This window comes from Flavobacterium praedii (assembly GCF_026810365.1).
Classification (GTDB): Bacteria; Bacteroidota; Bacteroidia; order Flavobacteriales; family Flavobacteriaceae; genus Flavobacterium; species Flavobacterium praedii.
Window position 1 is genome coordinate 3,274,145 of the sequence record NZ_CP113948.1, and the last position, 15,348, is coordinate 3,289,492.

General features: G+C 32.8%; 15 protein-coding genes. All 15 read left to right on the top strand.

The features are described from left to right. Positions 1-76 precede the first annotated feature (76 nt). Positions 77-1,231, top strand: coding sequence for a F0F1 ATP synthase subunit A (gene atpB, locus OYT91_RS13865; protein WP_281240382.1), 1,155 nt, complete (start codon positions 77-79; stop codon positions 1,229-1,231). A gap of 99 nt (positions 1,232-1,330) precedes the next feature. After that, positions 1,331-1,522, top strand: a complete 192-nt coding sequence (gene atpE, locus OYT91_RS13870) for an ATP synthase F0 subunit C (protein ID WP_185965906.1) — start codon at positions 1,331-1,333, stop codon at positions 1,520-1,522. A 131-nt stretch (positions 1,523-1,653) separates the two neighbouring features. After that, positions 1,654-2,154, top strand: coding sequence for a F0F1 ATP synthase subunit B (locus tag OYT91_RS13875; protein ID WP_269224305.1), 501 nt, complete (start codon positions 1,654-1,656; stop codon positions 2,152-2,154). Positions 2,155-2,156: 2 nt separating this feature from the next. Then, a complete protein-coding gene (atpH, locus tag OYT91_RS13880) occupies positions 2,157-2,690 on the top strand; it encodes an ATP synthase F1 subunit delta (protein ID WP_269224304.1) in 534 nt (177 codons plus the stop codon). 38 nt (positions 2,691-2,728) lie between these two features. Next, entirely contained in the window at positions 2,729-4,306 is a 1,578-nt protein-coding gene (gene atpA, locus OYT91_RS13885; protein ID WP_077374826.1) for a F0F1 ATP synthase subunit alpha, read from the top strand. 71 nt (positions 4,307-4,377) lie between these two features. After that, a complete protein-coding gene (gene atpG, locus OYT91_RS13890) occupies positions 4,378-5,238 on the top strand; it encodes an ATP synthase F1 subunit gamma (RefSeq protein ID WP_269224303.1) in 861 nt (286 codons plus the stop codon). 375 nt (positions 5,239-5,613) lie between these two features. Then, positions 5,614-6,018: a GNAT family N-acetyltransferase gene (locus tag OYT91_RS13895; RefSeq protein ID WP_269224569.1), complete on the top strand. Its 405-nt coding sequence runs from the start codon at positions 5,614-5,616 to the stop codon at positions 6,016-6,018. Positions 6,019-6,116: 98 nt separating this feature from the next. Beyond that, entirely contained in the window at positions 6,117-7,586 is a 1,470-nt protein-coding gene (locus OYT91_RS13900) for a lipopolysaccharide biosynthesis protein (RefSeq protein WP_281238440.1), read from the top strand. Between the two features lie 133 nt (positions 7,587-7,719). Further along, the gene (gene dut / locus OYT91_RS13905) at positions 7,720-8,154 is read left to right on the top strand and encodes a dUTP diphosphatase (protein ID WP_281238441.1); all 435 of its coding nucleotides are present in this window, start codon (positions 7,720-7,722) and stop codon (positions 8,152-8,154) included. An 85-nt stretch (positions 8,155-8,239) separates the two neighbouring features. Next, positions 8,240-9,250, top strand: a complete 1,011-nt coding sequence (locus OYT91_RS13910; protein WP_281238442.1) for a sugar phosphate nucleotidyltransferase — start codon at positions 8,240-8,242, stop codon at positions 9,248-9,250. A 131-nt stretch (positions 9,251-9,381) separates the two neighbouring features. Further along, positions 9,382-10,734, top strand: coding sequence for a tetratricopeptide repeat protein (locus OYT91_RS13915; RefSeq protein WP_281238443.1), 1,353 nt, complete (start codon positions 9,382-9,384; stop codon positions 10,732-10,734). Continuing rightward, on the top strand, positions 10,734-11,537 hold the full coding sequence (gene lolB1, locus OYT91_RS13920) for a lipoprotein insertase outer membrane protein LolB1 (protein WP_281238444.1): 804 nt from the start codon (positions 10,734-10,736) through the stop codon (positions 11,535-11,537). The genes OYT91_RS13915 and lolB1 overlap by 1 nt, the downstream gene beginning before the upstream one ends. Positions 11,538-11,560: 23 nt before the next feature. Then, on the top strand, positions 11,561-12,805 hold the full coding sequence (locus OYT91_RS13925; protein WP_281238445.1) for a murein hydrolase activator EnvC family protein: 1,245 nt from the start codon (positions 11,561-11,563) through the stop codon (positions 12,803-12,805). Between the two features lie 101 nt (positions 12,806-12,906). Next, a complete protein-coding gene (locus tag OYT91_RS13930) occupies positions 12,907-14,337 on the top strand; it encodes a murein hydrolase activator EnvC family protein (RefSeq protein WP_281238446.1) in 1,431 nt (476 codons plus the stop codon). A 160-nt stretch (positions 14,338-14,497) separates the two neighbouring features. Further along, a complete protein-coding gene (locus OYT91_RS13935) occupies positions 14,498-15,259 on the top strand; it encodes a Bax inhibitor-1/YccA family protein (protein WP_269224299.1) in 762 nt (253 codons plus the stop codon). Positions 15,260-15,348: the final 89 nt, after the last annotated feature.

Genomic DNA, 15,348 nt, shown 5'->3' on the forward strand with positions numbered 1-15,348 from the left:
ATGCTTTTGAGTATTAATAAAAAATGTACCTTTGCACCAAATTTTAGAATCGTTAAAAAAAAGATATTTAAGAGATATGGTGATTTCCAACAAAGCACTTAGATTTATTATAGCGACTTTCGTTATATGTCTTCCTTTTACTAGTATGGCAAATCCTGAAAAGGATACTACAACTGTTCAAACTGAAGTTACACACGGAGCCACAGCAGAAAGCCATGAAGCTCATGCCGAACCTACAGATGTTAAATCTAAAGTAAAAGCATTTATTAAACATCACGTTTTAGATTCTCACGAATTTTCTTTTGCACAAGACGATGAAACAGGAGTGCATTATGGTTTTGCATTACCTATTATTCTTTGGGATAATGGATTTCAAATTTTCTCTTCTTCAAAATTCGAACACGGAGAAGCGGTTGCAGAATCAAATGGTAATTTCTATAAGTTAAACCACCATGACGGAAAAATTTACAAAACGGATGCTGCTGGAACTATAACTGAAGATGAAAAAACAAGTTTTCCAACAAATGTTCGTCCTTTGGATTTATCAATCACAAAAACAGTTTTCTCCATTTTTCTTGCAGCAATTTTGATGTTTGTGATTTTCACAAGTTTGGCAAAATCATATGCTAAAAATAATGGAATTGCTTCTGGTATTGGTCGTATTTTTGAACCAATTGTATTATACGTTCGTGACGAAATTGCAATCCCAAATATTGGAGAGAAACATTATAAGAAATACATGAGTTATTTATTGACTATCTTTTTCTTTATATTGTTCTTGAATATTTTTGGTTTGATGCCTTTTGGTATCAATGTAACTGGAAATCTTACCATTACTTTTTCATTAGCTATCCTTACTTTTTTAATTACCAATTTTACGGCTAATAAAAACTATTGGGGTCACATTTTCTGGATGCCAGGTGTGCCAAAAGTGATGCGTCTTGTTTTGGCTCCAATTGAATTGTTAGGTGTTTTTATTAAACCATTCTCATTAATGATACGTTTGTATGCAAACATTTTTGCAGGACATATTGTATTGATGAGTATTATTGGTTTAATGTTCATTTTCAAAAGTTGGTTAGGAAGTAGTTTGTCTTTTGGTTTATCATTTGCACTTTCTATTCTTGAGATATTAGTTGCTTTTTTACAAGCGTATATTTTCACGATGTTATCTGCTTTGTACTTTGGTAGTGCAGTAGAAGAACATCACCATGAGGAAGCTCATCATTAAAAGTTAGAAATTAGAATTCAGAAATTAGAAATCACTTCTAATCTTTAAATTCTAATCTCTAAATTCAAAAAGAATGTTTAATTTTTAATTATATATATTATGGAAATTCCACAAATCGTAGGAGCAGGATTGATCGTTATCGGAGCAGGTTTAGGTATTGGTAGAATTGGTGGTTCAGCAATGGACGCTATTGCTCGTCAACCAGAAGCTTCTGGAAAAATCCAAACTGCAATGCTTATTGCAGCTGCACTTATTGAAGGTATTGGTTTTGCTGCGTTATTCGCATCTTAATTAAAACTAAAAAAACAATAGTTGCAACGGTTGGTTGTAACTATTGTTTTAATTAAATGTTGAAAATTATATTAAACAGATTAAATTTTATTTTTTAAAATACAATTTACATTATATACAATTTATAAAAAATGGAAAAGTTAATAAATCAGTTTGAGTTGGGTTTGTTCTTCTGGCAAGTATTAATATTTATCGGATTAATAATCTTATTGAAAAAATTTGCTTGGAAACCTATTCTTGATGCAGTTAATGATAGAGAAGAAGGAATTAAAAACGCTTTGCTTTCTGCTGAAAATGCTAGAAAAGAAATGCAAAATTTGCAAGCAGACAACCAACGTATTTTACAAGAAGCAAGATTAGAGCGTGACAACATGCTTAAAGATGCTCGTGAAATGAAAGACAAAATGGTTGACGATGCTAAAACTGAAGCTCAAGCTCAAGGTCAAAAAATGATCGAGCAAGCTAAAGCGGCTATTGAAAGTGAAAAAAATGCAGCTATGGCTGAATTAAAATTACATGTTTCTACATTATCTCTTAGCATTGCTGAAAAATTATTAAAAGATGAACTATCTAACAAAGAAGCTCAAACTAAATTGGTTGAGAAATTGTTAGGTGACGTAAAATTGAATTAATCATGGCAAGTACTAGAGCAGCAATTCGTTATGCAACCGCAATTTTAGATTTATCCAATTCAAAAGGAACATCTGAAGCTGTGAATAATGACATGAAATCTATTGCTTCAACGATTAAAGGAAATGAGGAGTTGAGTACTTTTATTCAAAACCCAACCATTAAAGTAGAAGTGAAAGAGAAGGCACTTTTAGAGGTTTTTGCTACTGTTGATAATGTTACTAAAGGATTACTTCATTTGTTGTTTGAAAACAAAAGGTTCGAAATCCTAGATATTATCGCTGCAGAGTATAGCAAATTATTTGATATCATGAATAATGTTGAAGTAGCAAAAGTAACTACAGCAATTGCTATGGATGCAGCACTTGAAGCTAAAGTTTTGGCTAAAATAGCAACATTATCCGATAAGAAAATCACAATTGAAAATACCGTAGATCCTTCTATTATTGGTGGATTTATTTTAAGAATAGGCGATCAGCAGTATAATGCTTCTGTTGCCAACAGATTACAAATATTAAAGAGAGAGTTAAGTAATTAGTTTTATTACACATAAAAGTGTCTAAATTATAAATTAAGATGGCGGAAATTAAACCTGCTGAAATATCAGCAATATTAAGAAAGCAAGTAGAAGGTTTTGAATCTGGTGCTACGCTGGAGGAAGTAGGAACGGTACTTCAAGTTGGAGATGGTATTGCTCTTATTTATGGGCTTTCAAATGTTCAATATGGTGAATTAGTTGAATTCGAAAACGGATTAGAAGCTATCGTTTTGAATCTTGAACAAGACAATGTTGGGGTGGTACTTTTAGGACCTTCAACAGGAATCAAAGAAGGATCTACTGCAAAAAGAACACAACGTATTGCTTCCCTTAAAACAGGTGAAGGAATGGTAGGACGTGTAGTGAACACGCTTGGTTTTCCAATTGATGGAAAAGGACCGATCGGTGGTGAATTATTCGAAATGCCATTAGAAAGAAAAGCTCCTGGAGTTATCTTCCGTCAACCCGTTACTGAACCATTACAAACAGGAGTAAAAGCAGTTGATGCGATGATCCCAGTTGGTCGTGGACAACGTGAGTTGGTTATTGGTGACCGTCAAACAGGTAAATCTACTGTTTGTATCGATACCATCTTAAATCAAAAAGAATTTTATGATGCTGGGAAACCAGTATTTTGTATATATGTTGCGATTGGTCAAAAAGCTTCTACTGTTGCAGGAATTGCAAAAATGTTAGAAGAAAAAGGAGCAATGGCTTATACTGTGATCGTAGCTGCAAATGCTTCTGATCCAGCTCCGATGCAAGTTTACGCTCCTTTCGCAGGTGCGGCTATTGGAGAATATTTTAGAGATTCAGGTCGTCCAGCTTTAATTGTTTATGATGATTTATCTAAACAAGCTGTTGCTTACCGTGAGGTTTCTCTTTTATTAAGAAGACCACCGGGACGTGAAGCATATCCTGGAGACGTTTTCTACTTACACAGTCGTTTATTAGAGCGTGCTTGTAAAGTGATTGCTGATGATGGAATTGCAAAAGACATGAATGATTTACCAGATTCTTTAAAAGGAATCGTAAAAGGTGGAGGTTCATTGACTGCATTGCCAATTATCGAAACACAAGCTGGTGACGTTTCTGCATATATCCCAACAAACGTAATTTCGATTACAGATGGTCAAATTTTCTTGGATGGAGATTTGTTTAATTCTGGGGTTCGTCCAGCTATTAACGTAGGTATTTCTGTATCTCGTGTTGGAGGTAATGCTCAAATTAAATCAATGAAAAAAGTAGCAGGTACTTTGAAACTGGATCAAGCACAATTCCGTGAATTGGAAGCGTTTGCAAAATTTGGTTCTGATCTTGATGCGGTTACATTGAACGTAATTGAAAAAGGAAAAAGAAACGTTGAAATCTTGAAACAAGGTTTAAATGACCCTTATACAGTTGAAGACCAAGTTGCAATTATTTATGCTGGATCTAAAAACTTATTAAGAAATGTTCCTGTGAATAAAGTGAAAGAATTCGAGAAAGATTTCTTGGAATTCTTAAACAACAAACACAGAGCCACTCTTGATGCTTTGAAAGCAGGAAAATTAACAGATGAAATTACAGATGTATTGGAAACTGTTGCAAAAGAAATTTCAGCGAAATATAACTAATCTAGTGAATAGTGAAAAGTGAATGGTTTTGACTATTTACTTTTCACAACTCACTTTTCACTATAAATAAAATGGCAAATTTAAAGGAAATCCGTAATAGAATTACTTCCATTTCATCTACGATGCAAATTACATCGGCAATGAAAATGGTTTCTGCAGCAAAGCTAAAGAAAGCACAAGATGCGATCACAGCAATGCGCCCTTATGCCGAAAAATTAACGGAATTATTACAAAATCTTTCTGCTTCGCTAGATGGTGATGTTGGTGGAGAATTTACAACACAGCGTGAAGTAAAAAAAGTTTTAATTGTTGCCATTACTTCTAATAGAGGTTTATGTGGTGCGTTTAATACCAATGTAATTAAGGAAGCTAAAAACCGTTCTGAATATTATGCTGGTAAGCAAGTTGATATTTTTGCAATCGGTAAAAAAGGAAACGATATTTTGTCTAAAACATTGAGTGTTATTGACAATCAAAGTTCAATTTTTGATCATCTTACTTTTGATAATGTGGCTGCTATTGCAGAAACATTAACACAAAAATTTGTTACAGGTGAATATGATAGAATTGAATTGGTTTACAATCAGTTTAAAAATGCAGCTACTCAAATTGTACAAACGGAGCAGTTTTTACCATTAGCACCTATTCAATCTGATAAACCAGTTTCAACAGGAGATTACATTTTCGAGCCTGCAAAGGACGAAATTGTTTTGACTTTGATTCCAAAAGCGTTGAAAACACAATTGTATAAAGGGATTCGTGATTCATTTGCTTCTGAGCATGGAGCACGTATGACTGCAATGCACAAAGCAACAGACAATGCAACTGACTTAAGAGATCAATTAAAATTGACTTATAATAAAGCTCGTCAAGCTGCGATTACCAATGAGATTCTTGAAATTGTTGGTGGAGCAGAGGCTTTGAAAGGATAATTTTAAAATGCATAAAAAAGAAAAAAGAGCCATTTGGCTCTTTTTTTATGCTTTGTTTTATAGGAACAAATAGCTTTATAGTCCTTAGCTCTGTATTTAAGGGAGATTCTTAGCTTTACCCTGGCTCTGTTTTTTATTGGCGAAACTTAGCTTTGACCATGCTCTGTTTTGTGGGGACCGATTAGCTTTATTAACCCCTTATCTAAATTTTATTTTACAAATATCTGCAATAAAACGGGTTTGTGCAATACCCACTTTTAGTGATATTTCAATTAAATTTCTTTATTCTTTGAATTATTTCTTTTTCAGTATTTTTGTATTTTATTTCTAAACATTGTTCAATTGAATATAGTCGAATTTTCCACCGTTCCTGAAATGCTTGCTCAAATTGAGACAATGCAACATTTGTACCCTAATCTCACTTTGGAAAAATATGAATCCTATCTACAACAAATGGTACCTCATAATTATAAACAAGTAGCTGTTTTTGATGGCGATATTTGTGTTGGATTATCCGGTTTTTGGACAGCCGTTAAGTTGTGGACTGGTAAATATATTGAAATAGACAATTTTATTGTTCATTCGGAACACCGTTCTAAAGGGATTGGCAAAATGATGACGGATTATATTGACACTAAAGCCCGTGCAGAAGGTTGTACAGCAATTGTTTTGGATGCTTTTACCGGAAATTTCACAGCACACCGTTTTTATTACAATCAAGGATATGTGCCAAAAGGTTTCCATTTTCTAAAAATGATTAATGAGGAGGGATTAACTTAGGAATTATTTTTTTTGAAACTTTATTCAACCACAAAACACAAAAAATAACCAAAGAATTGGTTATTTTTGTTTTTATAATAATTAACATAAAAATAATTTTGGGATTATATAAAAAGCTTTTTCAACAAACTGCCATATACGGACTTGCCACAGTAATACCTAGAATGTTCAGCTTTTTGCTGGTACCACTTTACACGGGATTATTGCCTCAAGCAGAGTATGGAAAGGTATCCATAATTTTTGCTTGGATGATTTTTTTCAATGTGATTCTGGCTTACGGGATGGAAACCGCTTTCTTTAGATTTTATAATTCTGAAAAAAACAAAGATAGTGTAGTAGAAACGACAATTGTTTCTATTTTTTGGTCCACTATTCTTTTTGTCTTTATAGCTTTGTTATTTCGCAATTCATTAGCGCATTGGTCTGGAGTTGATACACAATACATAACCTTTTCTATTTGGATTTTAGCATTGGATGCTTTAGTGATCGTACCTTTTTCTAAATTGCGTGCCAATCAAAGACCAAAGTTTTATGCTTTAATCAAAATAGGAAATGTTTTGGTTAATCTATCTTTCAATCTTTTTTTTCTGTTGTATTTGCCAAGCATTTCGGTTTCGCAACCCGATAGTTTTTTAAGTTCCGTTTATATTGATAATTTTCAGATAGGATATATTTTTCTGGCCAATATTATTGCTAGTTTCCTAACTTTTGTGGTGCTATTTCCTGATTACTTTACAATCAAATGGAAATTTGATTACGAGCTCTGGAAACGGATGATGCAATACGGTTTGCCTATTATGGTTGCCGGCATTGCTTTTGCCATAAACGAACAGTTTGACAAAATCCTTTTAGGAAAACTGCTGCCTGCCAATATCGCCGCAGAACAAGTTGGAGTGTACTCCGCTTGTTATAAGTTAGGACTATTCATGGTTTTGTTTAGAACCGCTTACACTTTAGGAATCGAACCTTTCTTTTTTAGTCATGCTTCGAATGATAATGCACCACAAACGTATGCAACGGTGACCAAATATTTTGTCATTTTCGGTTCTTTTATTTTATTGTCAGTAATTGTATTTGCTGATCTTTTGAAACAAATTATGATCCCAAATGCTGCTTATTGGGAAGCAATGAAAGTCGTTCCGTTGATTATTTTAGCTAATTTTTTTCTCGGAATTTACACGAACCTTTCAGTTTGGTATAAACTTATCGACAAAACATATGTAGGTGCTTATATTTCAATAGTTGGAGCATTAGTAACCTTAATTTTGAATTATTTATTGATTCCAAAATACAGTTATTATGGTTCTGCGATTGCTACCATTTCGGCTTATGGGAGTATGATGTTTATATCGTATTATCTCGGAAATAAATACTATCCCATACCGTATGACAAGAAGAAAATAGGAGGTTATTTAGGATTATCTATTGGTTTTTCATGTATTTCCTTCTACATTTTTAGAGAGAATTATTATATCGGAATTGCACTTTTGGCAGTATTTTTGGGCTTTATATATTACAATGAAAAAGAAACACTTTTACGAATTTTAAAACGTCCAACTAAAAATTAGGAGCTTAATCCTGCTATCCGCTGTATTCCCACTTTAGAAAAACTACGGCAAAAAAGCCTTGTTTTTCTAAAGCGGGAGATGCCGCTTCTATCAGGGCTAGGGCTTTTTACAATCAATAATATTTAGAGTAAACATGACAATCAATATCATAAACAAATCGCAACACGCATTACCAAATTATGAAACTATTGCTTCGGCTGGAATGGACCTAAGAGCCAATTTGACCGAATCTATAACCTTGAATCCACTGGAAAGAACCATTGTAAAAACAGGACTTTTTATAGAATTACCTATTGGTTATGAAGCTCAAGTGCGGCCAAGAAGTGGTTTGGCTGCCAAAAACGGTATAACAGTCCTAAATGCTCCAGGAACAGTCGACGCCGATTATAGAGGCGAAATTGGAGTAATTTTAGTAAATTTATCTAACGATCCATTTGTTATCCAAAATGGAGAGCGCATTGCCCAACTCATTATCGCCAAACACGAACGAGCGGAGTGGATTGAAGTACAAGAATTAACCGAAACATTCCGTGGAGAAGGCGGTTTTGGAAGTACAGGAGTAAAATAAATTAATTTAATAATTTAAAGATTAAATAATTGAATGATTCTAATCTTTCAATCTTTTAATTTTTCAATCTTTTAATAAAAAGAATATGAAAATAATTGTACCAATGGCAGGACGCGGATCTCGCCTTCGCCCACATACATTAACCATTCCTAAACCTTTAATCCCAGTTGCTGGAAAACCAATTGTTCATCGATTAGTCGAGGATATTGCTGGGGTTTTAAATCAAGATATAGAAGAAATAGCCTTCGTTATTCACGAAAGTTTTGGAAAAAAAGTAGAAGAAGATTTAGTTGCAATTGCTCAAAAACTCGGTGCCAAAGGAACTATTTATTATCAAAATGAAGCACTTGGAACAGGACATGCCATTATGTGCGCCAAAGATTCGTTAAGCGGGCCGGCAGTAATTGCTTATGCCGATACTTTAATCCGTGCCAATTTTGATTTGGATGCAAATGCGGATAGTGTTATTTGGGTAAAACAAGTGGATCATCCAGAAGCTTTTGGTGTGGTAAATTTAAACGATGCCAATGAAATAATAGAATTGGTTGAAAAACCAAAGGAATTTGTTTCGGATCTTGCAGTTATCGGAATTTACTATTTTAAAGATGTGGCCGTCCTAAAAAACGAACTTCAATTAGTGATAGAAAACAACATTATTCATGGAGGTGAATATCAAATTAATGATGGAATAAAACAAATGATGGCCAAAGGCATGATTTTTGTTCCAGGAGAAGTAGATGAGTGGATGGATTGTGGTAACAAAGATGTAACGGTTGAAACTAATTCTAGAATGCTCGGCTTTCTTCAAAACGACGGAGTGAATTTAGTGGATCCATCAGTTAAATTAGAACATTCCACCATTATTCCTCCTTGTTATATTGGGGAAAATGTTGTTTTAATAAATTCTACTGTTGGTCCTAATGTCTCTTTAGGGGATGCTTGTCATGTTCAAAATAGCACAATACAAAACAGTTTGATACAAACACATTCGCATATTAAAAATGCCAATTTAGACAATGCGATGATTGGTAATCATGCCAGTTTTGACGGAAATTTTAAAAACATAAGTATTGGAGATTATTCGGTTTTAGAATAATTTGAAATGAGTATAGTACAAAAAATTAAGCAGCATTTTTAAGTTTTTATTATGCTGCTTTGTTGTTTTTTTAATTTATTTTGCACAATAAGAAATCATAACGATTTTATTTTCAAAGACTTCTTTTCTCAATGATAAGTAAATGGACATACATATTCACTTTTTGGGTATTGCTAAGCAATACTTTAAGTGTATTGGCTCAAACCGAACCAGAGGAAATAATAGTGGAAAATGATAAATTCCAAGATTTTTTCTATGAGTCTATTTTTCAAAAAAGTATTGAAAATTATGATAAATCATTAGCAGCATTGGACCAATGTTTAAAAATGAAGCCCAATGAAGCTAGCATTTATTTTGAAATGGGAAAAAATTATTTAGCTTCCAAAGATTATAAAAACGCCTATTCCTCCTTTGAACATGCTACACAAATAGATCCTACAAATAAATGGTTTTGGGTAGGAATGTATGATGTATGTTATGAAACCAAAGATTTCAATCAAGCCATTATCATTGTTAATAAAATCATTCCTTTTGATGCAGAATACAAGGAAGATTTAGTTTCACTTTACATGGCAACCAAACAATATGACAAAGCATTAGTTGGAATTAATGAATTGAATGAAAAAGTTGGAAAAACCGAGAGAAGAGAAATGTATAAATTGGAAATCCTCTCGGAAGGAAAATTTCAAAATTCTGAAATTGATAATTTAAATGCACTGATTGATAAAAACCCAAAAGAAGAATCCAATTACATTGCATTGATTTTTTTATATTCTAATAATAATGAAGAAACTAAAGCACAGGAAGTTGCTAAACAATTGGAAAAAGCAATTCCGGAATCGGTTTGGGCACAAGTAAGTTTATTTAAAAATTATCTCGAAAATAATGACGGTACCAATGCAGTAAAATCGATGAATATAGTTTTGGCAAGTCCTAAAATTGATTCGAAGATTAAACATAGAATTCTGAATGAATTTTTACTTTTCACCAATACAAATCCTCAATTTATTCCAGATTTGGATGCCGCAATTGGGTATTTTGAAAACGACAAAGAGATAAATGTAGCTAAAGAAATAGGCAAGTTTTTTCACAATAAAAAACAATGGGAAAAGGCGATTAAATATTATGATTTATCAGCAAAAAATAATTCAGAAATTGATTTAGAAACCAACTTGCTTTGGCTTCAAGCCAATACAGAACTTAAACAGTTTGAACCCGTAGTCAAAAAAGCAATGGCAATGATAGATAGCTATCCATCCGAACCGCAGTTTTATTATTATGCTGGAATGGCCAACAATCAGTTGAAATTGTTCAAGAAAGCCAAGGAAATACTTGAAATGGGAATGGATTATGTAGTAGATAATCAAAGTTTAGAAATCAATTTTAATATACAACTTGGTGAAGCCTACAGTGGTTTAGGAGATACTACCAAAAAAGAATTATATTTTAATAATGCCAATCAATTAATAAAAGGAAAAAAATAATGAATCGATTTTTAGTAAGAGTACTTTTTGTTTTTATGATTTGTTTGAGTAGTTCACTAACATTAGTGTCCTGTAAAGCAAAAGCAAAAGTGGTAAAAGAAAACAAAAGTGAAGACACAAATCGCATGACAGCGGAGCGAATTATTAAGAAACATTATAACAATAGCAATGAGTTTTCTACCTTATACATTAAATCAAATGTAAAATACAGTGACGAAAAACAGTCACAAAATGTTACTGCCGAAATCAAGATAAAGAAAAACGAACAAATTTTGGTAAGCATCCGTTTCCTAGGAATTACCATGGCCAAAGCTTTAATAACCCCAACGATGGTTAGTTATTACGAAAAAATCGGAGGCACTTATTTTGAAGGTGATTTTAGTTCCTTGAGTCAATGGTTAGGAACCGATTTGGATTTTTATAAAGTTCAAAATATGTTAATTGGCCAAGCTATGGACGATTTAACCAAAGGAAATTACCAAGACTCTTTAGTCGAACAGTCTTATCGATTAGAAGAGATTTCTAAAAATGATGTAAAAAAATATTTCTTTTTTGACACCGGAAAATTTTTATTAAACAAGCAAGAAATAGCACAAATTACTCAAAATAGAAAGATGGATGTTTCCTATTCCGATTTCAAAATGTATAATGATTCTTCATTTCCTTCCTCTATTTTTATAACGGCAGAACAAGACAAAGGGAAAACAGAAATTAATATGACTTACAATGCAATTACCTTAAATGAAGAACTTTCTTTCCCTTATAATGTGCCAAATGGTTATAAACGAATTTTAATTAAGTAAATTTGAACAAACATATTTGTACGATGCAAAAATTTCTCTTAAGTCTGTTTTTTATAAGTCTGACCTCCGTAATATGGGGACAAGAAACGCAACAAGAAAAACTGGAAAAACGCAAAGCCGAAATTCAACAAGAAATTTTGGCCAATGAAAAACTATTACAATCGGTAAAGAAAAAAGAAAAATCGGCAGTTAATGTGATAATTTTACAAAGCAATAAAATAAAATTAAAAGAAAAATTGATTCATACTACAGAGAAACAAACTAAGATTCTTAGTAATGACATGTATGTTAATCAAATTAAAATCAACAAGTTGAATCGAGAATTGGTAATTCTAAAGGAAGATTACGCCAAGATGATTGTCAAGTCCTATAAAAGCAGATCGGAACAAAGTCGTGCTATGTTTTTATTGTCTTCAGAAAATTTTTTACAAGCCTACAAAAGAGCGCAGTATATGAAACAATATACAAGTTTTAGAAAGATACAAGGCGAAGAAATTAAATCCAAAACCAACGAACTTTTAGGATATAATGATAGACTTAACATTCAAAAAATAGCCAAAAAGAAATTATTAGCCGAAAACACTAAAGAGAAATTGTCTCTTGAAATTGAAAAGAAAAAACAATTAAAGTTGGTTAATGCCATCAAAAAAGACAAGAAAAAAATTACTGCCGAAATTAAAAGAAAGCAGCAAGAATCGCGAGCTATTGACCGACAAATTGATCGATTAATACGAGAGGCCATTGCCGAAGCCAATAGAAAAGCGGCAACCGAAAATGCCAAAGCAAATCCAAATGCTCCAGTTGTAGCTTATACATCTTCAAGGATTATATTAACGGCTGAGTCTAAAATATTGGCAGATAATTTTAGAGCGAACAGAGGTAAATTGCCTTGGCCAGTTGAGAAAGGTTTTGTTTCACTTGGATTTGGTGATCAGCCACATCCCGTTTATCCAAGTCTAGTTATTCACAATAGTGGCGTGGAAATCACTACAGATCAAGGTTCAAATGCCAGAGCAGTTTTTGGTGGCGAAGTAACTAGCGTAATTGTTTTGTCTCCTGTGAATAAAGCAGTAATGATTCAACATGGGGATTGCTTCACAGTATATCAAAATCTATCTTCTGTTTTTGTGAGCAAAGGTGATAAAGTAAGTATCAAACAAAGTTTAGGGAAGATAAGAACCAACGGAGAAGGAAAAACAATTTTAAAGTTCACAATTTCACAAAACACAACCTATAACAACCCTGCTTCTTGGTTGTATAATATGTAATTTCATGTAAACTAAATAAGAGCACTATTTTTTTGAAATGAGAAAATAGTGCAGTTTTATTATTAAATCATTCATTAAGTTTGCACCATATATAATCTAATATGTTAAAATATTTTCTAAGTTTTGTTTTTCTAATTTCAACATCTGCAATTTTTTCTCAGGTCAATCAACAAAAAAAATTAGAAGAAAGAAAAGCTAAAATTCAACAAGAAATTCGTGAAAACGAAACCAAACTTCAATCCGTTAAGAAGAAAGAAAAAACAGCTACCAAAGCGATTGTTTTACAAAGCAATAAAATTAAACTTAAAGAAGAATTAATTGCCACTACAGAAAAACAAACCAAATTATTAGGAAACTCAATAGTTGTCAATCAATCTCAAATTGATAAATTAGAACAAGAGCTTAAGTCACTCAAAGAGGATTATGCCAAAATGATAGTTCAATCTTATAAAAGCCGTTCTGAAGAAAGTCGAGCTATGTTTTTATTGTCTTCCGAAAGTTTTTTGCAGGCATACAAAAGAGCTCAGTATATGAAACAATATACGAATTACAGACGCATTCAAGGCGAAGAAATTTTTTCTAAAACAAACGTATTATATACTTTTAATGCCAAATTGGATGTTCAAAAAAGTGCCAAAGAGCAACTTATTACTGAAAACGAAAAAGAAAAATTGTCTTTGGAAAAAGAGAAACAAGAACAACAAAAATTAGTTGAAACATTAAAAAAAGACAAAAATAAAATTCTAGCCGAAATCAAAAAAAGGCAAAAAGAGGCCAAATCGATTGATAATAAAATTGATAAATTAATTAGAGAAGCTATTGCAGAAGCCAATAGAAAGGCCGCTAGAGAAAAAGCCGCTAAGGAAAAAGCGAAAGCGGATGCGATAGTCAAAGCCAACGCAATTGCCAAAGCCAAAGCAATAGAAAAAGCAAAAGCTATAGCCGCTGCCAATGCTGCTGCTGCTGCCAAAGCCAAAGCCAATTCCAAACCAATTCCAAAACCAATTCCAATACCGAAGGATGTCGCCATTGCCATCGCCAAAGTGGATCCTGTAGTTGTAGCAAAAGCCGCAGTTTCATCTACCAAAATGGAATTAACATCAGATGGTAAAATTGATTCAGACAGCTTTAAAGCCAACAAAGGAAAACTCCCTTGGCCTGTTGAAAGTGGTTTTGTCTCCATGGGATATGGAGATCAAGCACACCCAGTGTATAAATCATTAGTAATTCACAATAGCGGACTGGAATTTTCCACCAGTTCTGGTGCAAATGCAAGGGCTGTTTTTTTAGGAATAGTAAATAGTGTCATCGTAATTTCTCCGGTAAATAAAGTAGTTATGTTACAGCATGGAGACTTTTTTACAATATATCAAAACTTGATATCAGTTAATGTAAGTAAAGGGGATAAAGTAACAGCGAGACAAAGTTTAGGAAGAATAAAAACAAATGGAGATGGAAGAACAATATTAAAATTTGCAATCACTCAAAACACGACATACACCAATCCAAGAACTTGGCTGTCGCCTAAATAGAAGGAATAATTTAATAAAATTTAAAGAGTCTTCTAAAAAATTAAAATTATATTTGATAAAATTTAAAATTATGAAATGAGCATGACCGTGTATTGGTAACAAACACCAATGACGATATGCGAATTACATATGACCAATAAAAAACAATAAATATCTACATATGAATTCGAATAACCCTTTTTTAAATAACAAAACATTTTCAACTGCTGTTTCTAGAAAAGACGAAGTACATCAAGCAACAATTATAGATGTCAATCAAGACATGACAGTTGCTGGAACCATCAACAGAAGTTTAATCCTTTTTTTATTACTTATTGCTTCTGCAACTGTAATTTGGTGGGCTACTTTTAATGGAATGAACCCGATTGTTCCTGCATTTGGAGGCGCCATTGTTGGGTTGATTTTAGTAGTAATCGCCGCTTTTAAACCACAATATTCCGCCTATTTAGCTCCAGGTTACGCCTTGTTCGAAGGGTTGTTTATCGGGGGTGTTTCGGCTATTTTTGAAGTTCAATATCCTGGCATAGTAACACAAGCTGTTGGGGCTACATTTGTTACTTTTGCGGTTTGTTTGGGATTGTATAAATATAAAATAGTAAAAGTAACAGAGCAATTCAAATCAGTTGTAATGGCGGCCACTCTTGCTATTGCCACTTATTATTTAATTTCTTGGATATTTTCTATGTTTACAAGTTTTACTCCTGTACATTATGGAAATTCTATGATGAGTATTGGGATTAGTGTTTTTGTAATTGTAATTGCTGCTTTAAACTTGTTTTTGGATTTTGATAGAATCGAAAAAGGAGCAGAGCAAAAAATGCCAAAATACATGGAATGGTATGGAGCAATGGGATTAATGATCACATTAGTTTGGTTGTATATTGAATTTTTAAGATTGCTTTCAAAATTATCGAAAAAATAAAATGTAGCAATTGTTTTTATATAATGATGCCCTTCCAAAAGAAGGGTATTTTTTTTTGATACTAAAGCATTTTATATACTGTATAGTTT

Coding starts and splice junctions, on each gene's coding strand:
- atpB (WP_281240382.1), top strand. CDS start 77: ATGGTGATTTCCAACAAAGCACTTAGATTTATTATAGCGACTTTCGTT.
- atpE (WP_185965906.1), top strand. CDS start 1,331: ATGGAAATTCCACAAATCGTAGGAGCAGGATTGATCGTTATCGGAGCA.
- OYT91_RS13875 (WP_269224305.1), top strand. CDS start 1,654: ATGGAAAAGTTAATAAATCAGTTTGAGTTGGGTTTGTTCTTCTGGCAA.
- atpH (WP_269224304.1), top strand. CDS start 2,157: ATGGCAAGTACTAGAGCAGCAATTCGTTATGCAACCGCAATTTTAGAT.
- atpA (WP_077374826.1), top strand. CDS start 2,729: ATGGCGGAAATTAAACCTGCTGAAATATCAGCAATATTAAGAAAGCAA.
- atpG (WP_269224303.1), top strand. CDS start 4,378: ATGGCAAATTTAAAGGAAATCCGTAATAGAATTACTTCCATTTCATCT.
- OYT91_RS13895 (WP_269224569.1), top strand. CDS start 5,614: ATGCTTGCTCAAATTGAGACAATGCAACATTTGTACCCTAATCTCACT.
- dut (WP_281238441.1), top strand. CDS start 7,720: ATGACAATCAATATCATAAACAAATCGCAACACGCATTACCAAATTAT.
- OYT91_RS13910 (WP_281238442.1), top strand. CDS start 8,240: ATGAAAATAATTGTACCAATGGCAGGACGCGGATCTCGCCTTCGCCCA.
- OYT91_RS13915 (WP_281238443.1), top strand. CDS start 9,382: ATGATAAGTAAATGGACATACATATTCACTTTTTGGGTATTGCTAAGC.
- lolB1 (WP_281238444.1), top strand. CDS start 10,734: ATGAATCGATTTTTAGTAAGAGTACTTTTTGTTTTTATGATTTGTTTG.
- OYT91_RS13925 (WP_281238445.1), top strand. CDS start 11,561: ATGCAAAAATTTCTCTTAAGTCTGTTTTTTATAAGTCTGACCTCCGTA.
- OYT91_RS13930 (WP_281238446.1), top strand. CDS start 12,907: ATGTTAAAATATTTTCTAAGTTTTGTTTTTCTAATTTCAACATCTGCA.
- OYT91_RS13935 (WP_269224299.1), top strand. CDS start 14,498: ATGAATTCGAATAACCCTTTTTTAAATAACAAAACATTTTCAACTGCT.